The organism is Pseudomonas sp. S09G 359 (assembly GCF_002843605.1).
Classification (GTDB): domain Bacteria; phylum Pseudomonadota; class Gammaproteobacteria; order Pseudomonadales; family Pseudomonadaceae; genus Aquipseudomonas.
The window spans coordinates 2,836,495-2,861,177 of sequence record NZ_CP025263.1 but is presented as its reverse complement, the minus strand read 5'-3'; the positions used below and the strand labels follow the sequence as shown (position 1 = coordinate 2,861,177).

General features: G+C 60.0%; 23 protein-coding genes. 15 read left to right on the top strand and 8 right to left on the bottom strand.

The features are described 5' to 3' along the window. Positions 1-4 precede the first annotated feature (4 nt). Positions 5-466 (top strand): LEA type 2 family protein, encoded by a 462-nt coding sequence (locus CXQ82_RS12845; RefSeq protein WP_101269444.1) that lies wholly within the window; start codon positions 5-7, stop codon positions 464-466. 204 nt (positions 467-670) lie between these two features. On the opposite strand, the gene CXQ82_RS12840 is transcribed toward CXQ82_RS12845, so the two are convergent. Further along, positions 671-1,597, bottom strand: a complete 927-nt coding sequence (locus CXQ82_RS12840) for a carbon-nitrogen hydrolase family protein (protein ID WP_101269442.1) — start codon at positions 1,595-1,597, stop codon at positions 671-673. Positions 1,598-1,679: 82 nt separating this feature from the next. On the opposite strand from CXQ82_RS12840, the gene CXQ82_RS12835 reads away from it, so the two are divergent. Then, positions 1,680-2,594, top strand: coding sequence for a LysR family transcriptional regulator (locus CXQ82_RS12835; protein WP_101269440.1), 915 nt, complete (start codon positions 1,680-1,682; stop codon positions 2,592-2,594). Here the strand turns inward: CXQ82_RS12835 and CXQ82_RS12830 are convergent. Then, entirely contained in the window at positions 2,566-2,820 is a 255-nt protein-coding gene (locus tag CXQ82_RS12830; RefSeq protein WP_101269438.1) for a hypothetical protein, read from the bottom strand. The two genes, CXQ82_RS12835 and CXQ82_RS12830, sit on opposite strands and share 29 nt — an antisense overlap. 164 nt (positions 2,821-2,984) lie before the next feature. Here CXQ82_RS12830 and CXQ82_RS12825 point away from each other — a divergent pair, with 164 nt between their 5' ends. Then, positions 2,985-3,305: a YqjD family protein gene (locus tag CXQ82_RS12825; RefSeq protein ID WP_016979401.1), complete on the top strand. Its 321-nt coding sequence runs from the start codon at positions 2,985-2,987 to the stop codon at positions 3,303-3,305. Positions 3,306-3,338: 33 nt separating this feature from the next. Here CXQ82_RS12825 and CXQ82_RS12820 read toward each other — a convergent pair whose 3' ends face one another. Beyond that, a complete protein-coding gene (locus tag CXQ82_RS12820; RefSeq protein ID WP_101269436.1) occupies positions 3,339-4,373 on the bottom strand; it encodes an Ldh family oxidoreductase in 1,035 nt (344 codons plus the stop codon). 181 nt (positions 4,374-4,554) lie between these two features. Between CXQ82_RS12820 and CXQ82_RS12815 the strand changes: the two genes are divergently transcribed. The 8 genes from CXQ82_RS12815 to CXQ82_RS12780 all read left to right on the top strand — a co-directional run bounded on the left by CXQ82_RS12815 (position 4,555) and on the right by CXQ82_RS12780 (position 15,612). Next, positions 4,555-9,414: a dermonecrotic toxin domain-containing protein gene (locus tag CXQ82_RS12815; protein WP_101269434.1), complete on the top strand. Its 4,860-nt coding sequence runs from the start codon at positions 4,555-4,557 to the stop codon at positions 9,412-9,414. Between the two features lie 187 nt (positions 9,415-9,601). After that, the gene (locus CXQ82_RS12810; RefSeq protein ID WP_101269432.1) at positions 9,602-10,597 is read left to right on the top strand and encodes a FecR family protein; all 996 of its coding nucleotides are present in this window, start codon (positions 9,602-9,604) and stop codon (positions 10,595-10,597) included. A 327-nt stretch (positions 10,598-10,924) separates the two neighbouring features. Beyond that, complete coding sequence (locus CXQ82_RS12805; protein WP_101269430.1) at positions 10,925-11,374, top strand: hypothetical protein; 450 nt, start codon at positions 10,925-10,927, stop codon at positions 11,372-11,374. Continuing rightward, positions 11,374-11,922: an adhesin gene (locus CXQ82_RS12800; RefSeq protein WP_101273775.1), complete on the top strand. Its 549-nt coding sequence runs from the start codon at positions 11,374-11,376 to the stop codon at positions 11,920-11,922. Before CXQ82_RS12805 ends, CXQ82_RS12800 begins: the two co-directional genes overlap by 1 nt. A 67-nt stretch (positions 11,923-11,989) precedes the next feature. Beyond that, entirely contained in the window at positions 11,990-12,736 is a 747-nt protein-coding gene (locus CXQ82_RS12795) for a hypothetical protein (RefSeq protein WP_101269428.1), read from the top strand. A 57-nt stretch (positions 12,737-12,793) separates the two neighbouring features. Beyond that, a complete protein-coding gene (locus tag CXQ82_RS12790) occupies positions 12,794-13,474 on the top strand; it encodes a C39 family peptidase (RefSeq protein WP_101269426.1) in 681 nt (226 codons plus the stop codon). A gap of 37 nt (positions 13,475-13,511) precedes the next feature. Then, a complete protein-coding gene (locus CXQ82_RS12785; RefSeq protein ID WP_101269424.1) occupies positions 13,512-14,255 on the top strand; it encodes a hypothetical protein in 744 nt (247 codons plus the stop codon). 49 nt (positions 14,256-14,304) lie between these two features. Continuing rightward, positions 14,305-15,612, top strand: coding sequence for a hypothetical protein (locus tag CXQ82_RS12780; protein WP_101269422.1), 1,308 nt, complete (start codon positions 14,305-14,307; stop codon positions 15,610-15,612). 248 nt (positions 15,613-15,860) lie between these two features. Here CXQ82_RS12780 and CXQ82_RS12770 read toward each other — a convergent pair whose 3' ends face one another. Continuing rightward, complete coding sequence (locus CXQ82_RS12770) at positions 15,861-17,186, bottom strand: sigma-54 dependent transcriptional regulator (protein ID WP_101269420.1); 1,326 nt, start codon at positions 17,184-17,186, stop codon at positions 15,861-15,863. Positions 17,187-17,529: 343 nt separating this feature from the next. Here CXQ82_RS12770 and CXQ82_RS12765 point away from each other — a divergent pair, with 343 nt between their 5' ends. Next, positions 17,530-17,790 (top strand): hypothetical protein, encoded by a 261-nt coding sequence (locus CXQ82_RS12765; RefSeq protein ID WP_025857279.1) that lies wholly within the window; start codon positions 17,530-17,532, stop codon positions 17,788-17,790. Positions 17,791-17,853: 63 nt separating this feature from the next. On the opposite strand, the gene CXQ82_RS12760 is transcribed toward CXQ82_RS12765, so the two are convergent. From CXQ82_RS12760 to gnd, 3 genes are read right to left on the bottom strand one after another with little or no spacing between them, the layout of a single operon-like run. Beyond that, positions 17,854-18,678, bottom strand: a complete 825-nt coding sequence (locus tag CXQ82_RS12760; protein ID WP_101269418.1) for an HAD family hydrolase — start codon at positions 18,676-18,678, stop codon at positions 17,854-17,856. Then, a complete protein-coding gene (gene zwf / locus CXQ82_RS12755; RefSeq protein ID WP_101269416.1) occupies positions 18,675-20,198 on the bottom strand; it encodes a glucose-6-phosphate dehydrogenase in 1,524 nt (507 codons plus the stop codon). The genes CXQ82_RS12760 and zwf overlap by 4 nt, the downstream gene beginning before the upstream one ends. Next, entirely contained in the window at positions 20,195-21,178 is a 984-nt protein-coding gene (gene gnd / locus CXQ82_RS12750; protein ID WP_101269414.1) for a phosphogluconate dehydrogenase (NAD(+)-dependent, decarboxylating), read from the bottom strand. Before gnd ends, zwf begins: the two co-directional genes overlap by 4 nt. 270 nt (positions 21,179-21,448) lie before the next feature. On the opposite strand from gnd, the gene CXQ82_RS31425 reads away from it, so the two are divergent. The 3 genes from CXQ82_RS31425 to CXQ82_RS12740 all read left to right on the top strand — a co-directional run bounded on the left by CXQ82_RS31425 (position 21,449) and on the right by CXQ82_RS12740 (position 24,095). Next, positions 21,449-21,628, top strand: a complete 180-nt coding sequence (locus CXQ82_RS31425) for a DUF6026 family protein (protein WP_256581910.1) — start codon at positions 21,449-21,451, stop codon at positions 21,626-21,628. A gap of 161 nt (positions 21,629-21,789) precedes the next feature. Then, entirely contained in the window at positions 21,790-23,547 is a 1,758-nt protein-coding gene (locus tag CXQ82_RS12745; RefSeq protein ID WP_101269412.1) for a phosphoethanolamine transferase CptA, read from the top strand. A gap of 326 nt (positions 23,548-23,873) precedes the next feature. Further along, complete coding sequence (locus CXQ82_RS12740; protein WP_101269410.1) at positions 23,874-24,095, top strand: hypothetical protein; 222 nt, start codon at positions 23,874-23,876, stop codon at positions 24,093-24,095. 89 nt (positions 24,096-24,184) lie between these two features. On the opposite strand, the gene CXQ82_RS12735 is transcribed toward CXQ82_RS12740, so the two are convergent. After that, complete coding sequence (locus CXQ82_RS12735) at positions 24,185-24,676, bottom strand: GNAT family N-acetyltransferase (RefSeq protein ID WP_101269408.1); 492 nt, start codon at positions 24,674-24,676, stop codon at positions 24,185-24,187. Positions 24,677-24,683: the final 7 nt, after the last annotated feature.

Here is a 24,683-nt window from a genome sequence, read left to right as displayed (position 1 = left end):
ATCGATGCGCAAGCTCATGGTTCTATCGTTTTTGCTGCTGACCTTGAGCGCCTGCGCCCTGCTCCCCAACCGCGACCCGGTGACTATCAACGTGGTCGGCATCGAGCCGCTGCAAAGCCAGGACCTGGAAGTGCGTTTCGCCGTAAAGCTGCGGGTGCAGAACCCGAATGAAACGGCAATCGACTACAACGGCGTGGCCCTGGACCTGGAGGTCAATGGGCGGCCGTTGGCGTCGGGGGTGAGTGACCAGACCGGAAGCATCCCACGCTTTTCCGAGACGGTGCTGATGGTGCCGGTGAGCGTTTCGGCGTTTTCCGTGTTGCGCCAGACACTGGGCCTGAGCCAGACCCAGAGTTTGAACAACCTGCCGTATGTGCTGCGCGGCAAGCTGGCGGGTGGGTTGTTTGGCACTATGCGCTTTGTCGACCGCGGAACCCTGGACCTGCCTAATACAGCGACCTGGTAGACGGTTACTCCTCTGTATCAAGCAGGCTTGTGTGGCGAGCGGGCTTGTGTGGCGAGCGGGCTTGCCCGCGTTGGGCTGCGTAGCAGCCCCCAACAAGTACACCACGTTTTCCAGGTACACCGCAGCGCCTGGTTTTAGGGCTGCTGCGCAGCCCAACGCGGGCAAGCCCGCTCGCCACAACTGCACTTCATCTTTCACGGTGTTTCAGTCAGTGATGTAGCGCACGCCCGGCTTGGCGCGCTCATCCACCGTCAGCTCGAAGATGTCCGGCCGCGCATAATGCCCCACCACGTCATAGTCATACCGCGCGCGCACCAGGTCGTCGGTGTTGATCTGCGCGGTCAGCAGCCCGGCGTCATTCAGCAGCGGCCCGGCCAGGATGTCGCCCATGGGGCCGACGATCACGCTGCCACCGGCAATCAACGGGCGGTTCGCAGGCCAGTTGACCACCTCTACACCCAACGCCTCGGGCGACGCCTGCACCTGGCAGGCGCTGACCACAAAACAGCGCCCCTCATGGGCCACATGGCGCATGCTCACCTGCCACATCTCGCGCTCATCCACGGTCGGCGCGCACCACACTTCCACGCCTTTGGCGTACATCGCGGTGCGCAGCAGCGGCATCATGTTTTCCCAGCACACCGCGCCGCCAATACGCCCTACGGCGGCATCCACCACCGGCAAGGTCGAACCGTCACCTTTACCCCAGATCAACCGTTCGGTGCCGGTGGGCATCAACTTGCGATGCTTGGCCACCAGGCCGCCGAGCGGTTCGAAATACACCATCGTGCAATACAGGGTGCTGCCGCTGCGCTCGATCACACCGAGTACCAGGCTGGCCCCGGTGCGCGCCGACAGGCCGGCCAGGGCTTCGGTCTCCACGCCCGGCACGTCGATGGCATTGGCAAAATACCGCGCAAAGGCTTCGCGGCCTTCGGGCAGGCGGTAGCCCAACTGGGTACCGAAGCCTTCACCTTTGGGGTAGCCACCCAGCAGCGCTTCGGGCATCACCACCAGTTGCGCACCACTGCGCGTGATCTGGTCTTCATAGGCAAGGATTTGCGCCAGGGTGTCGGCCTTGCCGCCTGGCAGAGCGCCAATTTGCAGGGCGGCTACGGTAGAAATGGGCATCACGATCACTCCGAATCAGGGGGGTTGCCCATTCTCGCGCCAGCCTCGATCATGAATAAAGCCCACTTCAGTACTGAATGATATGAGCCAAACAAATATCGACCAGGTCGACCTGAACCTGCTGAAAACCTTCGAAGCCCTACATGACGAGTCCAGCGCCAGCCGCGCGGCGCTGCGCCTGGGCGTCACGCAGTCGGCCGTGAGTGCAGGCCTGCGGCGCTTACGCGAGGTATACGGCGACCCCTTGTTCGTGCGCACGGGCCGGGGCCTGGCGCCGACGCTGCGGGCCAATCAACTGAAACCGGTGATCAGCGAAGCGCTGGAGCGCTGCCGGCAAAGCTTGGCGATGGTCAACCCGGATAACCAGCAGTACCAGGGCCGGTCCGTGGTGCTGGGTTTATCGGATGATTTCGAGATTGCCTACGGCCGCCGGCTGATCGCTGCAATCGCCCGGCGTGCACCCAGGCTGCGAGTGATTTTCCGCCAGACCCACAGCCAGATCGTCGCCGGCGCCCTGCTCGACCGCAGCCTGGACCTGGCGATTACCGCTGGCGGCTTGGCACAGGGCCGGTTGAGTCGACAGGTGCTGGGCGAAGGCGATTATCGCTGCCTGCTGGACTCGGAGCAGACCAGCATCAGCCTGGACGAGTTCGTGAGGCGCGAGCATATATTGGTGTCATCCGGCGGGTTCATCGGGATTACCGATGAAGGCTTGGCGGCACACGGGTTGAACCGCCATGTGTGCGCGTCGACCAGCCACTTTGCCGCGCTGCCGTTTTTGCTCAAGGGCAGCCAGGCCGTGGCGACCATTCCCGGGCATGCCGCCCAGGCCATCGCCGCCATGACCGGCCTGCGCGTGCTGGCGTGCCCACTGGCATTGCCACGCTACCCAGTGGAGCTGGGCTGGCGCACCCAGGCCCAGCTTGACCCGATGTTGTTGAAGGTGCGCGAGGCGCTTGTCGAAAGTTTTACTTCGCCGCTGCCATCAGTTTGTTGACTTCACTGCGCACCATGTTGGAAAACTCTGGCGGCGACATGCCGTCGAGTTCCGCGCGGACCCACTCGGCCCACTTGCCCTTGCGCTTGGCACGCTCGCCGAACAACCGCGCGGCTTCGCCCTTGGCTTTGCCCAGGTTGGTCTGCCACAGGTCGTAGAGACGCGACTTTTCATCTTCCAGCTCGGCGCGTTCGGCGAGGGTCTTATCGGCCAGATTGAAGCTCATGTTGAATTACCTGCTACACAAATAGGTGACATCTTACACGCTAGGTCAAAAATTCCTGATTCGGATTTTGCTCGCAACCGCCCCTGTGGCAAAAAAACTGCAACTTTTTCCGCCGCCCGCCACTCCATTGTTCACTGTCACATTCACCCGCAAGGAGTCACACCATGGCCCGCAAAACTGCCGCCCAAGCCGTCGAAGATCAAATCAAGGATCAAGCTTTCAGCGAACTCACCGCGCTGATCGAAGAGTCGGACAAACTGCTCAAAAGCAGCGCCTCCCTGGTGGGCGAGGAAGGCGAAACCTTGCGTGAGCAAGTCGCCATCAAGCTCAAGCAAGCGCTGGATTCCGTGTCCAACGTGCGCGAACGCAGCAAGCCGGTCGTGGATGCCACCGAAACCTACATCGGTGGTCACCCATGGCAGACCGTGGCCATTTCCGCAGGCTTCGGCCTGGTGGTTGGCCTGCTGCTGGGTCGCCGTAACTGATACGCCGGGGCTGCGCCGCTCGCGCAGCCCCGCTTACCCAGCCAGTTCCTGCAACTGCTGAAGATCCTTGGCTTCAATCTCAATCCCGACTTCCTGCGACTTCGCCCGTGTGCGATGACGTCGATCCCCCGGCAACCGCCGCAACCCCGCCGCATGCATCTGCCGCACCAGCTCCTGGCTGCGCTCGGCGAAGCTTTGGCCAGCGGTTTTGCTCGGGTCAATGAGGATCAGCAATTGCCCGGTCCAGGGGGTACGAGCACCTGGGTGATCAGCCCAGTTGAATTCGAAGGAAAAGTTACCGCCAGTCAAGGCCGCCGCCAGCAATTCGACCATCATCGACAAGGCCGAGCCCTTATGCCCGCCAAACGGCAGCAGCGCACCGCCTTCCAGCACGGCCTTGGGGTCGGTGGTGGGCTGGCCCAGGCTATCCACGCCCATGCCGGGCGGCAGGCGCTCGCCCTTGCGCGCGGCAATCTGTACGTCGCCGTGGGCAATCGCGCTGGTGGCCAGGTCAAAGACAATCGGTGCGCCATCGGCACGTGGCGCGGCGAAGGCAATCGGGTTGGTGCCAAACAGCGGTCGGTCGGCGCCATGGGGCACCACGCAGGTCATGCTGTTGACCACGCTCAGGGCCACCAGGCCTTCCTCGGCGAACGGTTCGACATCCGGCCACAGCGCAGCAAAGTGATGGGAGTTATGGATCGCCAACAGCGCAATGCCGGCACTGCGGGCCTTGTCCACCAGCAGCGCGCGGGCGGCGGCCAGCGCCGGCTGGGCGAACCCATTGCCGGCATCCACCCGCACAAAACCCGACGCTACATCAGTTACCACCGGCACGGCCTTGCCGTTGACCCAGCCGCTGGCCAGGGTGCTGAGGTAACCGGGGATACGGAAGATCCCATGGCTATGGGCGCCGTCGCGTTCGGCACTGGCGCAATTGTGCGCGAGGATCGCGGCCACCTCGGGCGAGGTGCCGTGTTTCACGAACACCGTTTGCAACAACCCCACCAGGTCGTTGTAACAGATGAGCGCTGTAGCACGTTCAGCTATCGGGGACTGGGCAGACATCTGTAGCTCCGATTTTATAATTGGGAGAGGCAACAAGAATCCAGACCGTCGATTAAACAACGCCGCCCGTGCCTGCTGTCAACGGGTGCTTGTCAGTACGCGCCAGTTATCTACCGCAATCCTTGCTTGGCCGGCACCTAACGTGGGGCCTTCTAACCGCCGCAACGCAGGAGAACGCAACATGGCGCACGTCACCCCACCCTATTACTTTGAAGAATTCCTTCGCCCGGTCAGCCGTAGGGTGCCCACCCCACGGGAGCGGGAGCTTGGCTTCACGGTGAAGGATCTTGAATGGCTGAACACGGTGTACCACGCCACTGACTCGGCACGCAGTGACTCGACGGTTCGCGACCACCCCATGCGAGTAGAAAGGTTACTGGTCAACCTTAACGGCAAGCCCGCCCTTCCCCTGGCGGGCACCTTCATGATGAGCCCCACGCCCGACGACGCAAAAGCCGTGCTCTATACCCCTTACGGCGGCCTGGAGCTATTCGGCAGCCACGCCGACTTGCTCGATGCAGTGCGCAAGCGCCTCACACGTGCAACCCCGCGCGCTGAGTTGCTGCAATTTCTGTCAGTGGCCGAACGTCACGCGTTGGGGCCAAATGCTCAGCTGACGCTGACCACCACGGTTATCCAGGGTTCGGTAATGGAGGACCAGGAACAAGCCATCCTGGCTGGCCAACAGAAAAACGTCGAGATGATGCTTGACGAGTTGCGCCTACTCCCCAGCCTGAACGCGATGCTCGACACCTTGCTCGGCATCATGGCCCGCTCGTATTTCCCTGGCCTGGACCAAGCCGGCACGCGCGTGAACTTCTTTCGCCGCACTGCGGCTGGCGAGGACGGCCACTGGGTTGCCTCTGAAACACTGCGCGACGCACTGTTGGGGTTCTATGTCCAGCAAGCCTGGCCAACGGACCAGACACGGCGGTTTTTCAACGCCGCCCATGACACCCGCGCTTTCACCAAGAAACAACTGGCCCAGGATCAGCAACACTGGAACAGTCTGGTCGAGCAAACCAGCGGTGCGCTGTCGAAGTTGTTGATCAGCCTGCTGCAGACCTACTGGAATGAAGACGCCGCCGTTGGCCAATCGCGCCTGCAGTTTTTCGCCGAGGTGATGCGGGACAAATTCCGCGCCGACCTGCTGTTCAAACACCAGCAAACCATCGTGTCCGCTGATGAAAGCCAGACATTGCGCGGCACGATCCTGCCGGACCAAGCCGCGCGTATAGCCTTGAACAAGCACTTCAGCGTAGAAAAGGTGCGGGTTGATACAACCTTTCAGCACCCTGTCGACCTGGCCAGCACCCTGATGATCAGTCACTCCCAGGCCTATCTCTATACCCAAGCGCGCGGCTTGCAGGTGCTCGCCAACTTGAGCGACCTCAATGACACCCTGCTCAGCATGCTCAAAACTGCCGGCTATGAAGATGAGCTGCTCAATTTCCTGTCCCTGGATGAGCGCAGTGTGTTTGTGGGCATGGACCAGATACAGGTGACCGGCAAGCCTGTGGTCGGCGATGTGTTTCAGGAAATGCTCGAAGACATCATCACCAAGCAGTCCGACAACCTCGAGTATGCATTGGGACTGTATCGGCGCAGCGAGGGTGGTATCGACCTGGGTGCACTGCTCGAAAGCGCCTTGGATGTACGCAGCATGCTCGACAGTCGGCTGCTGGATCGCCAGGCAGACGGCCGCTGGAGCGTTCACCCGATCGCCAGCAGCAATGGCGGTTCCACTACAGTCCAGGCAGAAAAAGCTAACCTGCACCTGCAGCGCCTGCAGGTAGTCGAGGCGGCTTTGGCGCTGGACCGCAGCCAGTCTCCGACGTTTGCCAAAATCGGCCTGCACACGCTGCCGGTCACGCTGCTGGAGAATAACCGGGCAGGCCTGAGCCACGGAATGCTGCAGGGGCTGGCCGGTGAAATGCAGCTGAGGCAACTCAACAAAAGTCTGCCAGCCAACGCGCTGGCGCTGCTGGACAGCATGCTCCACGCCGACGGCATGACCCGGCAGAAACGCCACGGCCTGAACGGGTTTATACCGGACGCGTTTGGCCTGAGCCTGTTCGTGGGTCCGCAGACTACCGCCCACGCCCTTGCCAATTGCTTTGTGGTGACCGAACGTGGCGGCACCGACCCCGTCCATTCAGGCGCGGCGCTACTGTGGACGCCCCGTCGCGGCTATGAATTTTTTGCCTCGATCAAGGCCTTGCGCGACGCCCTCGAGCAACGCCTGCAGGGCCCTCAGCAGCGCCTACCGCTGATGGAGAACCTGCCGCCCTCCCAACGTGTGCCGCACCAGGCTTGCCGACTAGGGCCATTGCGCCGCATCGATGGCCACTTGCTGGACGGCCGTCAGCAGACCTACAGCGACTTCATACGTGACCAAATTGACTTCCTGCGCTCGATGGGACTGAGCAAAAAACGCTTTGCGGCCTGCATGGATGGCTTGATCCAGCGTTCGCCCCCAACCAACCTGCCCAGGGCGATAGCCATCGCGCAGGCCACCGTCCACCAGCAAGCATTGCCGGTATGGCTGGGCATGGCACGGCCGCACGAGCAGATCCTGCACGCCGAATTGCTTGAGCAGTACCGCATCAACGCACCCGACGAGCGCGACTACCTGCACAGCATCACCACCCTGCGCGAGCAGGCCTTCAGCAGCCTCTCGACGCTGCTCAATGCACGTTTTCCAGGCCAGGTGATCAACCCGGACAACGTACTGATACCTGGCCGTATCCACCTGGCGGGCAACACACTGACCCTGACGGACTTCGCCCTGCGCCACTGGCCCGAGCTACGCGCCGACGATATCCGGCCACACTCGCGAACGGCCACGCCGTTGCCGGCAGCACTGGACGGCAGTGCCGTGGTGCAACTGGTTCGCCAGCTGGACTTGAACAGCCTTTACCAGCAACAACTGACCACCCACCTCAAAGGCGACAGCGAGGATACCCGCGAGCGTCGCCGGTTGTTCTATCGGCAGTTGCCCTGGCAATTGCTGCAATATGCCCATCAACTCACACTCGATGATCAGCTGTCGGCGGCGGCCTGGGGTTTGATCCGGCAAGTCTTTGATATGCCGGATGCCGTCGCGCGTGCCGCAGTGGCTGATGCTACGGCGAGCATTCGCGCCCTTGAGCTGATAGCCACCCCAGGCGCAACGCCGGCCAAGGCGCTGGGCTGTTATGTCATCGCGCAAACCGATGCCACCGGCCCGCTTGTCCTGTATGCGCCCTATAGCCCGCGCCACCTGTTGACGGAATACGCGAGTGAAGCCGCGTTGCTCAATGCGTTCACCGCCGCCGGCGCATTGCAGGATTGGGTGACAGGGCAAATGGCGGCGCCTGATCAAGCCACCTATCGCAATTTACTCAGCCAGCCAGGCGGCCGAGGCGCCTCGGAGATCCGCCTCGGCACCGCCCCGATCGCCGGCAACCTGCTCACACAGCTGTTTGCGGACAATAGCGAGATGTTGCTGCGGATGCTCACGTGTCAGTTCTCGCAAACGGGCAAGGCACATTGGGATGCAATCACCAGCCTACTTGCCGAAGCGACCCCTAAAGGGTTGAAGTTCATGGCCGGTAAACTCGCCTACCCGCTGGTGGTGTGGCGCAGCTTTAAGCTGTTTAAAACCTCCGCCGAAGACCTGCAGCAACACCGCTGGCAACACGCGCTCAAAACCTTTGCCCAGGGGGTGGCCGAGCTGGCCTCTTTGCGCAAGGAATTGGAGCATCTGGTGCCGCCCCCAGCGCCTGCATCAACGCATGAAGTCACGCTGGAGCAATGGCTCAAAGCCCCTCCACCCGCCGCACCGACGCTGGCTGAGCTGGACCTGACCGCCCCTGGACGCACCCGGCTGCAGGCGTTTGAGGCCCACGATACGGCCCTGGCGGACCTCACGCTCAGCACGCTGCCCCACCTTTACCAGGAGAAAACCGGCAGCCGCCATTTTGTGCCATTGGCCGGCAAGGTTTACCCGGTAAAAAAAGCCGGCAAGCACTGGCGCCTGAGCCAGGGCGGATTAAACGGCCCTTATATACAAAGCAATGCCCAGGGCCAGTGGACGCTGGACCTTGACCGGCATCACCCACGCTACGGCGGAACCTTGGGGCGCTACGCAGGCAAGGTGCAAACCTGGGCCGCTGAACGCGAAGCCATCAATATCGAAGCGGTGGGCATGCCAGCGATTGCCGCGCTATCCAGCTGGAAAGCACAGTGCATCAATGAAGCACTCAACGTCGCGACCTACTATGCGGTTACCTGCAAACGCAACCTGCGCCACTTCGCGACCCGCCGCGAACCCCGCAGCCGTGTCGGGCAGTTTTTCACTGAGATGTTCGGTGTCGCCACATTGACGTCCGATCAAGTGCACAGGGTCGAGCGGCTTATCGACGCGGTACTCGATGAGTTGACCAACCACACATTGACCGGCGCTGACTCGCAGCGTTTTGTCTGCGGCACCCATCGCTACAGCCCGCGGGACACATTTGCCTTCGTGATACCCGACGATCCGGACCACAAGATCTACTTGCTGGATCGGTTCTTCGATCCGGGCCTGGACGTGTATCAAAACCGCATGAACACGCCGTTCAACATATCGGCCCATGCACGCGCGACCACCTTGATTCACGAGATCTCACACGTGAAATCCTTGACCGAGGACCTGGCCTACCTGGACAGCATGCGACCGTTCCAGGACCTGATCAATATCAACATCCAAGGCGCCGCGCGCTTGCAGACCGACCTCGCCAACCTGCGTAAAACCGCGCTATCGATACTGACGCCTGCCACACAGCTGTTCGCGACATGGGACCAATTCGTACAAGACTGGGAGGACTTCGGCAGCGACCAGGGCACCTCGGCGCAAAAGAAAAAAGTCCTGGGAATCACCGGCGGCCAGACCCTCCAAGAGGCGCGGAACATCTTCATGACCGATGAAAATAAACGTATCGACACGATCCTGGCCAATGCCGACTCCGTTACCTACCTGATCAGCCAACTCGGCCGGGCACTGGATGCGGGCGCCTGAAGCGCGGTGGTTGCACACAACCCGACTAAGGATTTCTTAAGCATTTTCGTATTCAATTGTAAGAACATCCTGGGATTTTCAGAGGTGGCATAAACGAGAATAAATTCCAATTGATGTGCAATCGCCATGATGGCTGTTCTCGCCGTCCACCTCGGGAGGTTAGAATGTACGAAATCAGGATGAGTTAATGAGCGAAAAGTCCATTTCAGAAGCCGAATATGACGCCATCACCGACGCCGCCGCGCATTGGTGCATGCGCCTGCACGCGGGTGATTGCACCACGGGTGAACGTCAGGCTTTTGCGCAATGGCATGATTCCGACCCGCTGCACGCCTTTGAATATGCAGCGATGCTGGAAATCTGGGACGTCGCCGACCACCTGCCACGCAGCGAAACTACGCCAGTGGTGGTGCCGTTCAAACCTCGCAGCCGGCTGCGCAACTATGCGGTAGCGGCGGCGATCTGCCTGACTGCATTGCCGCTGGCGGCTTTTACCGGCTGGGAAGCCGGTTGGCTGCCAAGCTCCTATGAGCGCTACCAGGCTACCAATAGTTTGCGCCAGGTCACCCTTGGTGATGGCAGCCAGGTGGAACTCAACCTGGGTACCGAATTGGTCTACAGCAATTACAAGGACCAGCGCCGGGTCACATTGAAAAAAGGCGAGGCGTTCTTCAAGGTGACCCACGACAGCGTGCATCCGTTTGTGGTGCGTGCTGGCACCGGCCAGGTGCGGGTCACGGGCACCCAGTTCAATGTGTGGAAGTATGAAGACCAAGTGCGAGTGATGTTGCTCGAAGGCTCGGTGCAGATTTCCAGCGACCAAGTGCACGGCAGCGTACCCCTCACCCCTGGCATGCAGGCCAGCTATCAACAGGGCGACGCCACGCCGCGCGTGCGCGAGATCGCGGCCAATGACCCGGCCCTGGCCTGGCGCCAGGGCAAGCTGATCCTCGACAACCTGGCCCTGGCCGAGGCCTTGCCGCTGATCAACCGCTACCTGAGCAAACCGGTCATGCTGGCAGACGCCAACACCGGGGCGATCCGCATCGGCGGCATCTACAACCTCGCCGAGGTCAACAACCTCGTCTCCTCCCTGCCCAAGGTTTTGCCGGTCTACCTGACCCAGAACCAGGAGGGCAACCCCGTACTCAATTCCATCCCGCGTAAAACGCCAAAAGGCTGAGCCTTGCCCGCAGGCCGGGGTTCACTCGCGCCTGCAGTGTCCATTTTTGAAACACCCACCCGCCCTGAACCGCCCGCCCCGAGCGGATTCATAGTTTTGTCACGCCGGGTGTTACAACGCTGATACAGCCGGGTGAAACGTTTGTGGTACGGCCGGTTGCGCAGGCCTGGACGGCAGGTGTATCAGCCATGAAACAACGCTTACATCACTTTGCCCATCTATAACCACAACCCATTGAATAACAAAGATAAATAAAAAGCGGCACGCCTTCTGCTCTATCCCTTACAGCGCTGTTTAGGGTCAGCGTGAAGAATAAGGAATGCCGCCGTGATCACACTCACTCAAGGTTCGATAAACGTACTGCTGATCAGCTGTGTACTCAGCGCTGGCATCAGTGCCCCGAGCTTTGCCGGTGACGGCGTGATCGTGACAGGCCGCAACGTACAGGCTCACATGTACGGGCGTGCCGCCTTCGGTAAAGACCCCTACCCCACCACTGCCAACGCCAACCCCAGCAAAGACATCATCGGTGCCACCGGTGAACTCAGCGATATGGACATCGGCGGTATCAGCAGCGGCTCAAGCATCGTCCGCGCCATTCAGTCCAACGGTACCTTGACTGGCCTGCACGCTACCCAGAACAGCATGTCGACCCTGGGTTCCGGCACCGCCGCCGCCCACGGCAGCGGCAGCAGCATGGGCGGGCAGATCAGCGACTCGATCCAGCGTGGCATGGCGCCCCTGAACAACATCGGCAGCATGATGGGGGGCAAATGATGAATCGCTCACTGCTAATCCTCGCCCTGCTGGCCAGCACCTCGGCATTCGCCGACGACACCGCCATGATCAACAACAGCGGCAAACAGTACGGCGGCGTCCTGTCGATCAACCAGGCAGGTGGCGACCAGAACCAAATGTCCAACAGCCGTGCCATCGCGCTCGGTGGCCAGGCCACCAACCTCAATATCCAAAGGCTCGACGGCAAGGTCGACCCGTCCCTGAACGCCAAGGCGGCGATCCAGGGCAACTCTTTTACCAATGGCAACGGTGTACTGGGCATCAACCAGTCGGCCGGGGCCAATAACCAACAAATCAACGCCGTGCGGATCAGCATCAACCCTGGCCCGCAAAGCATCGATGACAGCGTCTTGTTGCAACAGAACACGACGCAGTTGACCGACTCAGGGCTCACCCCCACCACTGGCAGCCGCCAGGTCGTTACCAGCGACCAGGCCTTCACCGGCAGCCGAGGAGTGATTCAGGTGAACCAGAGTGCCGGGGTGGGGAACCGAGTGGCTAACACCCTGGGCATCACTATCAAGTAAACGCTTGGTAGCACTAGTTAGACCGTACCAACACTTAACCAACTAATTAGAAGCAAGGAGAAACACCATGAAACCTCAAATGGCTCTGAAACCAATGGTTTTCGCTCTCGCCGCACTCATGGCTGCTGCTGCTCAAGCAGGTGGTGGCTGGCACCCTGCGCCTCAACCAACCGGGGTTGTCGCCTCTGTCGTCACCGATGTACAAAACAGCGGCGGCAATAAGTTCGATGACACCAAAACCGAAAACAATGCCTCTGCCGATAACTCGGTAAACGGCAACAGCGGTAACACCGGTGTTAACGTTCAGTCGGGCAGTGGTAACCAAGCAGACAACTCCGGTGCTATCTCCAGTGCCAAAGGTGACTTTGCAACCGTATTCGCGGTCGTCGATGTCAATCAAAACAGCGCGCTGAACAACTTCGTCAACAAAGGCACCCAAAACAACGCGTCTGCGGATAACGCCCTTAACGGTAACTCCGGCAACCTGGGTTACAACGGCCAGGCCGGTCAAGGCAACCAAGGTAAAAACAACCTTGCAATTACCACCGCTGATGGCAAAAACATCGCAGCGGCTGCCAACACCGAGCAAAACTCGCTCGCCAACAGCTACCTGAACACTGCTGCTACCAGCAACGGGTATGGCCATGGCAGCAAAGCTCAATACGTGTCCAACAACTCCAGCCTCGACAACTCGGTTAACCGCAACTCCGGTAACGTGGGTGTGAACCTGCAATCCGGCTCGGGCAACCAAGGCAGCAACAGCCTGTCGATCGGTCAAGGTTGCACCGTCTGCGCCAGCGGCGTGCGCTTCTGATCCAACGGGGCCTTGGCAACAAGGCCCTTCTTTCAGTGTCCAACAGGTCATTCGATCATGCGCCTCGCGACCCTCACCCTCCTGATGTTACTCACCGGCCCCGCGTGGGCAGGCACCATGGCGATCTCGGCCATGCCTGGCGGTGCAGTAATCTTCAAGAAGGTCGAGAGCATCCGTGAGCGCCGGTTCGCCAACCTGGTGGAACAGAAAACCGATTTCAGCTGCGGTGCTGCGGCACTCGCCACCATCCTGCGCCAAGCCTACTGGCTGGACGTCGACGAAGAACACATCATCAAAGGCATGCTGGTCACCGCTGACCAGGACCTGGTACGCACCCAGGGTTTTTCCATGCTGGACATGAAGCGCTACCTCGAAAGCATCGGCATGCGTGCCCGGGGCTACAAAATCGCGCCAGACACCCTGGTTACGGTAAAAATCCCCGTAGTAGTGCTGCTGGAAATTCGTGGCTACAAGCACTTCGTGGTGATGCAGCGCGCCGACAAGGACTGGGTCTACATTGGCGACCCGGTACTGGGCCACAAGCGCTATTCGCGTGACGACTTCGTCAAAGGCTGGAATGGCATCGTTTTCGCCGTGCTGGGTGAAGGTTACGACAAGGCCAACGTCTTGCTCGACCCGCCCACTCCGCTGACCGCCAAGAACCAGTTGAATGAGTTCAGGCCTGTAGGCGATGCCGAGCTGATGGACTTCGGTTTTATCCAGAGCGACTTCTTCTAGAAGCGCAATAAGGGGCAGGACGCTCCAGGAGCAGAAGATGAACACTTCCCGTTGGCTGACGGTCATGTGTCTGGCAGCCTCAATGCCCGCTTATGCTTCATCGGGGTTCAAACCCATCGAACTCAAGGATTCGGAAATGGCCGACTTGCGCGGCCGTTATGTCATGCCGGGGCGAATCATCAGCTTCGGCATTGTCATGAGCAGCACCTGGACCAATGCCATCGGTGACACCATTACCGGCAAGGCCAGCATGCAGATCGACTCATCGACCATCACCCCACAGTTCTACGTGCAAACCACTGGGTCGGCCGGTACCGGCACCAACCAGAACACCGGTACCGGCAACGTCACCGGCGGCGCCGGCCTCGGTAGCGGCCAGGGCGTAACACAAAGCGTGCGCACGGCCGGCGATGGCAACACCGCCTACAACAACGTTGGGATCAACGTGACCAACGGATTTGCCCCGGCCAATATCGTCGAATCGGGCAAAGTGCTGGTGGCTGGCGGCGTGGTCACCGGCGACAGCCCGGCCGGCCAGGTCAGCGTATCCGCCAACAACGGCGGCTTGCAGATGGCGATCCAGGCCAACCACAACCAGGGCAACAGCCTGCAACAGATCGGTGGCGGCACGGTACTGCAGGGCACGGTGTTAACCGGCAACACCAATTTCGTCAACAACATGACCCAGCTCAACGTCGTGATGAATAACAACGGTTTGAACAACGGCGCGTTGAACTGCAATTTGGACCAACTCAAAGGCCTACGCACCCTCGGATATTGAACTACGCTGACCACCGGCACTTACGCATTAGAAAAGGACGGCTTATTTCATGCATCGATCGTTATCACTTCGCGCGGTGGTCTGTTTAAGTACGCTCTTGCCCGCATCCATGTTGTATGCCGCGCCAGACGCCGATATCGAAACCCTCAAACAGGAACTCCTGGAACTCAAGCAGCGCTACGAAGTACAACAAAAAGCCCTGGCAGTTCTTGAGCAGCGTGTGCGCCAAGTAGAAGATCAACCGGCGACACCGGCCCCGAAACGCCTGGCCAAATCCCCGGCAGACTTCCAAAAAGCCAGCGGCGCTACGGTTGCAGGTACGGGCGCTGCTGCAGCCTCCGGCGGCGCGGGCGGTGGCGGCGGCAGTTCTTATGGCCAGTCGCTCAAAGACGACTCCGCTCCGGCGCAGAGCGTGAGCAACTTGTATAACGAAGCCAGCGGCTTTTTCGGCAATGGCAAATTCAGCTTTGAAACCGGCGTGACCTACGCCCGTTACGACGCCCGCCAACTGACCCTCAACGGGTTCCTGGCGCTGGACTCGATTTTCCTCGGCAATATCAACCTGGACCGGATCAAGTCCGACAACTGGACCCTGGACCTGACCGGGCGCTATAACGTCGATAACCGTTGGCAGTTCGACGTGAACGTGCCCGTGGTGTATCGCGAGTCGACCTACCAGTCCGCCGGCGCCGGCAACAACGGCACCGCAACCTCGGAAGCCTCAGTCACCCGCGACCCGACCATCGGCGACGTCAACTTCGGCGTGGCCTACAAGTTCCTCGACGAAACCCCGACCCTGCCGGATGCCGTGGTGTCGGTGCGGGTCAAGGCACCGACGGGCAAAGAGCCGTTTGGCATCAAGCTGATCGGGTCACCCAACAACGACAACCTGTTCGTGCCGGAAAGCCTGCCTACGGGCAACGGTGTCTGGTCGATCACGCCGGGGATCTCCCTGGTCAAGACGTTCGACCCGGCGGTGCTGTTTGGCTCGCTGTCCTACACCCACAACTTCGAAGAGTCGTTTGACGACATCAGCAGCGACGTCAACCAGAAAGTCGGCGGCAAAGTCAGCCTGGGTGACAGCTTCCAGCTCGGCGTCGGCGTGGCCTTCGCGCTGAACGAGAAGATGAGTATGTCGTTCTCGGTGTCCGACCTCATACAGCGCAAAAGCAAGCTCAAGCCTAACGGCGGTGACTGGCAATCGGTGGTTTCCAGCGATGCCAACGCCGGCTACTTCAACGTGGGGATGACCATTGCCGCGTCGGAAAACCTGACCATCGTGCCGAACCTGGCGATTGGCATGACGGATGATGCGCCGGACTTTACGTTCAGCCTGAAATTCCCTTACTACTTTTAACTGGAATGGCGGCGCATTTTTGTGGCGAGGGAGCTTGCTTGCGTTGGGGTGCGAAGTAGTCGGATTTTTTAGGGCTGCTTCGCAGCCCAACGCGGGCAAGCCCGCTCGCCACAGCGAGTCCGCTCGGCACAAGCCAGATCGTCACAGGGGGCCAGATCGCTACAGGAGGCGGCAGAGGGAGTACTTTTGGCACAAGGAAAAGCCCCGCAACGATAAGGGTCGTTGCGGGGCTTTTCGGTTTACCCGCCCTAGCGGATCTGGTGTTTGTGCAGCAACCGGTAGAACGTGGGCCGGGAAACCCCCAGCACGCGGGCCGCGACACTCAGGTTGTCGCTGTGCCGGTTGAGCACATCGCACAACGCCTGGCGTTCGGCGCGGTGCTTATAGTCTTCCAGTGTAGCCATGGGTGGCGAAATTGCCTGTTCGCCTTGCAAGCCCAGATCAACGGCCTCTATCTGGCGCCCTTCGGCGAGCACCAGGCCCCGGCGCACACGGTTGGCCAACTCGCGCACATTGCCCGGCCAGGGGTGCTGCCCCATCGCCACCAATGCATCTTCGCTGAAACTGCGCGGGCGTCGGCCGGTTTCCTGGCTGTAGAAGCGTGAAAAGTGGTTGGCGAGCATTGCCACGTCGCCATGACGATCGCGCAAGGGCGCGGTCATCACTTGCAGGACATTGAGCCGGTAATACAAATCCTCGCGGAAGGTGCCCTTCTCCACGGCAGCCTCGAGGTCAACGTGAGTGGCCGCCAATACCCGTACGTCCACCGGAATCGGCTGGCTGCCGCCGACCCGCTCGACCTGTTTCTCCTGAAGAAAACGCAGCAGATTGGCTTGCAGTTCCATCGGCAAATCGCCGATTTCATCCAGGAACAGCGTGCCGCCATTGGCCGCCTCGATACGCCCGACCTTGCGCTGATGGGCGCCGGTAAACGCGCCCTTCTCATGGCCGAACAATTCGGATTGGATCAAGTGTTCCGGGATCGCCCCGCAATTGATCGCGACAAACGGCTTGGCGTGGCGCTGGGACTGGCGGTGCAGGGTCTTGGCCACCAGCTCTTTACCGGTACCGCTGTCCCCACGAATCAGCACCGGGGATTCGGTTGGCGCCAACTTGGATAACAATTTACGCAATTCGCGGATCGGTCGACTGTCACCCAGCAGCTCATGCTCGGGTTCATCCACCGGCGTGTGGCCCTTGCCGCGCAGCCGCGCCATGCCGAAAGCACGGCCGAGGGTGACCTGCACGCGAGAGACGTCGAAGGGCAAGGTGTGGAAGTCGAAAAACCATTCACAGACGAAATCGCCGACGTTCTGCAGGCGCAGCACGTCCTGGCTGAGTACCGCGATCCATTCGGTGCCGCTGCGGCCGATCAGCTCCTTGACCGCTTCGGGGCGCTCCAGGTGGTAGGGCTGCAAACGCAACAAGCCAACGTCGCAGGTGCGTTCACCCACCGTCTCCAGGGCACAGCTGTCCACTTCCCACCCTGCGGTGCGCAAGCCGGGCAATAGCCCGTGGCAGTCGTCACAGGGGTCGACCACAAGCAAACGACGCTGCACGGGTGTAACAATCATGACTATTCCTTGGCGTCAAAATTGTTAAAGTTATTAATAAACAATGCTTTGTGACGCCTGGCGCTAACACTAGCAAGATCTTGACACAGCGCTTGTACCGTTTCGCTATAAGTGCGGGCAAAAAGCCACCAACCCACGCTTTCGGCAAAAAAGTTGCACCGCGCGGAAACTTTCATTCAGCTTTCAAAACAGCCGCTTACATGACTTTAATCAGGGAAAGTTAAAATTTCTGGCTCTAACATGTGACCCGTACCCGGTCATCGTGCATCAGTACAAGTAACCCGCCGCATGGTCAGCCCAACCACCGGCACTCACTTGAATGGGCAATAGAGAGAAGACTCACATGAACGCCCCGCTCCGCATCAACGAAGCTCTTTTGATCGCAGACCGTGCTTTCCAACCCTTTCAGTGCGTGGCCTGGCACGATGGCAATGGCGCCCTCAGCCTGAGCGTCATCGACCGCACCAATACCCGTATCGGCAGCAAACAACTGTCGTCGAGTGCCTATACCGACCCGGCGCAGTTGGAAGACTTGCTGTTGCAAGCCCGCGCCGAGCTCGATAAAGATGGCTACCAGTTGCAGTCCTGGGCAATGCCAAAGTAAACCCACGCGACAACTTCCGATCACTGCAAGAGTGATCGGAAGTTAAGCGTTAGAACCTGGGTTTTATCGCGCGGCGAGAATAAACCGTTCGATGGCTTCTGCGGCACCGTCGTCAACATTGCTACCAGTAACCACAGTAGCCTGGCGCTTGACGGTTTCTTCCGCCTGCCCCATGGCAATCGACAGTCCGGCCACGTGAAACATCGCGGGGTCATTGCCGCCATCGCCGATGGCCGCCGTCTGCTCCATAGGCACGCCCAGGTGCGCAGCGATGGTCTTCAACGCCTCGCCCTTGTTGGCCAGCATGGCCGTCACATCCAGATAGACCGGTTGCGAACGCGACACCTGGGCCAGCCCGTGCACCTTGGGCTGCAACTGCGCCTCCAGCTCCATCAGCAACTGCGTGTTGTTGCTGGCGGCGACGATCTTGTCGACCCGGTCCAGGTACGGCTCGAAACTCTCCACCACCACCGGCCCATAGCCGAGGCCATCGGCTTCGCGCTGCAGCATCGGCCCTGGCGGATCACGGCGCAGCCAATCACCGTCGGCAAACACCCACACTTCCACGTCCGGCTCGGCTGAAAACAGCGCCAGGGTCACCAGCGCCGCTTCCGCGGGCAGATGGTGGGCGACCAGAATGCTGCCGTCCGGGTTGATCAGCGTGCCACCATTAAAGCCCGCCACCGGCACATCGATACCAAACGTCTCGATCAAGTGCAGCATGGCCTTGGGTGGCCGCCCGCTGGCCAGGCTGAAAAACACCCCAGCGTCGCGCAAGGCACTGACCGCGTCGGCCGTACGCTGGCTGAGGCGGTGGTCCGGGTGCAGCAAGGTGCCGTCCACGTCACTGAGGATAAAACGGATGGGATGAATCGCTGCATCACTCATCCGAGGCTATGCCAGGTACGGCCATCGCGGGCCAGCAATGCATCGGCCGCTGCCGGGCCGTCTTCGCCGGCCTTGTAGGCCTGGATCCCATCGTCCTGCTTCCACGCGTCCAGGAACGGCTGCACCGCACGCCAGCCGTTCTCGATGTTGTCGGCACGCTGGAACAGGGTCTGGTCGCCAGTCATGCAGTCGTAGATCAGGGTTTCGTAGCCAGTCGAAGGCTGCATCTCGAAGAAGTCCTTATAGGCGAAACCCAGCTGGATGTTGGCCATGTCCAGGGTCGGCCCGGGCTTTTTCGCCAGCAGGTCGAACCACATGCCTTCGTTCGGCTGGATCTGGATCTTCAGGTAGGTAGGCTTGAGCTCATCAACTTCAGTGTCGCGGAACTGTGCATACGGCGCCGGCTTGAAGCAGATCACGATTTCGGTGTCGCGAACGCTCATGCGCTTACCGGTACGCAGGTAGAACGGCACGCCAACCCAGCGCCAGTTGTCGATCATCACTTTAAGTGCGACAAACGTCTCGGTGCTGCTATCCGGTGCGACATTCGCCTCCTCGCGATAACCCGGCAGCTGCTTGCCGCCGATTTCCCCGGAGGTGTACTGGCCACGTACCGAGTTTGCGCGGGCGTCCTCCAGGGACCATGGACGTACGGCGCCGATGACCTTGGCCTTTTCACCGCGCACGGCGTCAGCCCCAAAGGCCGCTGGCGGCTCCATGGCCACCATCGCCAGCAGCTGGAACAGGTGGTTGGGCACCATGTCCCGCAGGGTGCCGGTTTTTTCGAAGAAGTTGCCCCGCGTTTCCACGCCAACGGTTTCGGCGGCGGTGATTTGCACATGATCGATGTAATGGTTGTTCCAGAACGCCTCGAACAGCACGTTGGAGAAACGGCTGATGAGGATGTTCTGCACCGTTTCCTTGCCCAGGTAATGGTCGATGCGATAGATCTGCTTCTCGCTCATCACCTTGAGCAGGCTGGCGTTCAACGCTTCAGCGGTGGCCAGGTCGGAACCAAAGGGCTTTTCGATCACCACGCGACGGAAACTGTCGTCGGTTTCCGTCAGCAGGCCGGCACTGCCCAGGCGCTGCACCACATCGCTGAAGAAACGCGGTGCGGTAGCCAGGTAGAACACCGCATTGCCGGTGCCACTGTCGGCGATCTTCTTACCGATATCGGCGTAGGTGCTGTCGTCGAGGAAATCCCCCTCGACGTAGCTGATGCCCTTGGCCAATTGCGCCCACAAGGCCGGGTCCAACGCGTTGTCGGCGTTGCCCTTGACCTTGCTGGCGGCTTCGGTGCGAATGAAATCCTCGAGTTTCTTGGCGAAGTCGGCGTCGCTGATGGCGTTGTGATCAACGCCGACAATACGCAAGCCGTCGCCCAGCAGCCCATCACGACTGAGGTTGTACAACGCCGGCATCAGCAGGCGTTTGACCAGGTCACCATGGGCACCAAACAGAAACAGGGTGGTGGGTGGAGCGGGTTCGGCCTTGGATTTCTTGCCGTTGGCGGTCATTTTTTGGAAGTCTCCACGTGGCCACCGAAGCCGAAGCGCATGGCCGACAGCATCTTGTCACCGTAAGTGCTCTGCTGGCGCGAGCGGAAGCGGGCGAACAACGAGGTGGACAGTACCGGCACCGGCACCGCCTGTTCCATGGCGGCTTCAATGGTCCAGCGGCCTTCACCGCTGTCGGCCACGGAGCCGGAGTAGCCGTCGAGTTTCGGGTCGGTCGCCAAGGCATCGGCGGTCAAGTCCAGCAACCAGGACGACACCACGCTGCCACGGCGCCAGACTTCGGCGATATCGGCAACGTTCAGGTCGAAACGCTGGTCTTCCGGCAGGTTTTCCGAATTCTTGGTCTTGAGGATGTCAAAACCTTCGGCAAACGCCTGCATCATCCCGTATTCGATGCCGTTGTGGATCATCTTGACGAAATGCCCGGCGCCCGCTGGGCCGGCGTGGATGTAGCCCTGCTCGGCGCGCTTGTCAGCCGAGGCAGAACGGTCCTTGGTCCGCGGGATGTTGCCAAGGCCCGGGGCCAGGCTGGCGAAGATCGGGTCCAGGCGCTGTACGGTCTCGGTGTCGCCGCCGATCATCATGCAGTAGCCACGCTCCAGCCCCCAGACGCCGCCGGAGGTGCCGACGTCGACATAGTGCAGGCCCTTTTCCGCCAGGGCCTTGCCGCGACGTACATCGTCCTTATAGTTGGTGTTGCCGCCGTCGATGATCACGTCACCGTCTTCCAGCAGCTCGCTCAACTCATTGATGGTGTTTTCAGTGGGGTCGCCTGCCGGCAGCATCACCCACACGGCGCGAGGCTTTTGCAGCCCGGCGACCAGGGCTTTCAAGTCGGCAACGCCGGTGGCGCCCTCCTCGCTCAAGCCTTTGACAAATGCTTCGTTACGGTCGTAAACAACGGTGGAATGCCCATTGAGCATCAGGCGCCGTGCAATATTCCCGCCCATGCGGCCTAGTCCGATAATCCCCAGTTGCATGTGCTGATGCTCCTAACTACTAAATAAATGTGTGCATAGTTTATAGCGCAATGAGGCTAATGAGGGTTAGTCCAGAGCCGATCGTGGTAGTTTCATGACAAAAAAGTGGCCATCGTTTCACCATCACGGTACAAAAAGTCACACGACCATCAAAAATAAAAAAGTTCCATTGCTCGCAAAAAGAATTCAGAATTGTCCTGACTGCTGCCGAGAACCTCGACTCAAGCGTTCTGGCACACCGCGACACACCGGCTATTTGCGAGGTAAGCAATGAGCACTGCACAGATGACCCGCCCCCCACAGACCCTCTACGTCACTATGCGTCGCGACGAGTTGCGCCAGTTGAAAGACGAACGCGATCAATTGCAGCAGGAGGTCATGCGTCTACGTGCCCACATCATTCAAGCTCAGCTGGACCAGCCTTCCGGTGCGCAACCGGCACTCTGCTGAGCCCGGTAATCACTTTGTAAGATAACCGCTACAAAAATCTCACAAAGTTTTCACATGCCCCTCCCGATACTCCCGCCCCCAAGGGCCACCTACTTCAAGGGTGGCCTCTGTTGCGTGCAGCCCTGCGCGTCAACTGAAGAATTATCGGGTTGGAGCGCTGGATGGCAATGTTCAAACGCAGCACTAAGTCTGCGAAAGGCTTTGATTGGGCCGGTCTTGGCTGGTTGTTCCTGTTTTTCTGGTACTTCTCGGGCATTACCCAACTGCTGATCCAACTCAGCGGCACCTCCGGCTTCAGTGGTTTTCGCCAAGCGTTCTTCATGAGCGCGATCTGGCTCGCACCTCTCCTTGTATTCCCGCGCCGTACGCGCTTGCTCGCTGCCATTATCGGCGTGGTGCTGTGGGCCTGTTCCATGGCCAGCCTGGGTTATTTCTTCGTCTATCAGCAGGAATTTTCCCAAAGCGTCATCTTCATCATGTTCGAATCGAACATCTCTGAAGCCGGCGAATACCTCACCCAGTACTTCGCCTGGTGGATCGTGCTGGCGTTCATTGCCCACACCGCCGTCGCCATTTTCCTATGGACCCGAGTACGCCCGGTTTACCTGCCCCGTGCCCAGGCGCTGGTGGCGGCGACGGCGATCCTGGTGGCCATCATTGGTTACCCGCTGGTCAAGCAGATCGCCCGCAGTGACACCCTGGAAGATGCCATCGATCGTTTTGAAGCGCGCATCGAGCCGGCCGTGCCATGGCAGATGATTGTCGGCTACCACCGCTACACCCAACAACTGGACAACATGCAGGGCATGCTCGACAGCGCCAGCCAGATCCCGCCCTTGACCAACCTCAAGGACACCATGGCCGGCCAGCCCTCGACGCTGGTGCTGGTCATCGGCGAGTCCACCAACCGCCAGCGCATGAGCCTCTACGGTTACCCGCGCAACACCACGCCGGAACTGGACAAACTGCGCGACCAACTGGCGGTGTTCGACAACGTGATCACCCCGCGCCCCTACACCATCGAGGCGCTGCAGCAGGTGCTGACGTTCGCCGACGAGGAAAACCCCGACCTGTACCTGAAGACGCCGTCGATTGTCAGCGTGATGAAACAGGCGGGCTACAAGACCTACTGGATCACCAACCAGCAGACCATGACCAAGCGCAACACCATGCTTACGACCTTTTCCGAACAGGCCGACGAACAGGTGTACCTGAACAACAACCGCAACCAGAATGCCCGCCAATACGACGGCGACGTGCTGGAGCCGTTCTCCAAGGCCCTGGCCGATCCGGCCGAACGCAAATTCATTGTGGTGCACTTGCTCGGCACCCACATGAGCTACCAGTACCGCTACCCGCCGACATTCGACAAATTCACCGACCGCCAGGGCGTGCCCGCCGGCATCAGCGACGACCAACTGCCGGTCTACAACAGCTACGACAATGCGGTGCTGTACAACGACTTCGTGGTGTCGAGCCTGATCAAGGACTACGCCAAGACCGACCCCAATGGGTTCCTGCTGTACCTGTCGGACCACGGCGAGGACGTGTTCGACTCGGCCGGCCACGCCACCCTGGGGCGCAACGAAGGCAAGCCCACGGCGCCGATGTACACCATCCCGTTCATGGCCTATGCCTCGCCGAAATGGCGTGAGACCCACGACTGGAGCTTCGCTGGCGACTTGCAACGCCCCTACACCAGCTCGCAGTTGATTCACACCTGGGCCGACCTGGCCGGGCTGAGCTTCAACGAACTGGACCGCAGCAAGAGCCTGGTGAGCGACAGCTTCAAGCCACGCCCGCAATTGATCGGCAACCCCTACATGCGCCAGCAGAAGGCCCTGATCGACTTCAGTATGCTCACGCCGAAAAAGGCCAACCCGTTGAACGTGGTGCTTCAGGAACCACCGGCTCAGTAATAGGCCGGCAGCCATCACGACAGGTCCTCCCCTTTCCGGGGAGGGCCAGCGTCGAGCACCTTGCGCCCTCGCTTAACATCAATCGCCAATTTGATAAAAAATATTACCGGCGCGTCAGTCTTTATAACTGCATTTACCGGGGTAACCCGCGCGCCGTCACGCGTGCACTGATTTTATAGATCCAAGCGCCCCGCCGAAGTTAACGGAATATTTAACTTGGGGTCATCATCACGTTAATTCCCACTTAATAAGATCGCTCCATAGTTGCGCCATGAATCTGATCAAGGAGCGACTGGATACCGATCACTCTTAATGGGAATACTGCCATGAAACTCTCTACCGTACTGCTTGCCAGCCTGATGACACTGACCTCCGCCGCCGCTTTCGCAGAGGGCGGCGCGGAGCGTTCAAAACAGTTCTACAAGAGCTTCGCCTTCGAACAGAGCCAGATCCACAGCACTAACGAACGCATTGCTGCCGCCGACGGCAAAGACAGCAAAAAGGTAACGGCGGAACAAGCCACTACTGAGCAACAACCGAAAGGCTGATTTAACCGTACTACCCTCTGCCATTCCGCTCCGATGGCCAAGGTGAACTTGGCGCCATTTAATGGCGCCTTTTTTTTGCCTGTTATTTATTAAAGCGGTTTGTTCCAGAACAACATGCCACCGAACTCCGGATCAAACTTGGAATCATCAAAACCAAACTTCCGATAGGCCGACTGGGCCACGGCATTGCCTTCGAGCACTTCCAGCGTGATCTTGCAGCAACCCCGCTGCCGGGCGATTTCCTCGACCTTCTGCAGCATTTTCTGGCTCAGCCCCAGGCCACGAAACGAACTCATCACCACGACGTCATGCACGTTGACCAAAGGTCGGCAGGCAAAGGTGGAAAAACCCTCGAAGCAGTTCACCAGGCCCGCCGGTTCACCGCCTACAAAAGCCAGCACACTGAAGGCATGCGCACGCTTAGCCAGTTCGGCCGGCAATTGTTCCAGCAGATCTGCCGGCAGGCTATGACCCCCACCCATCGGGTCTTCGGCGTAATGGTTAAGCACCCGGCCAATGGCTTCGGCGTGCACTGGGTTGGTGTAGCTGGCTTGCAGCACCAGGATATCTGGGGTGTCCATTTCCTTC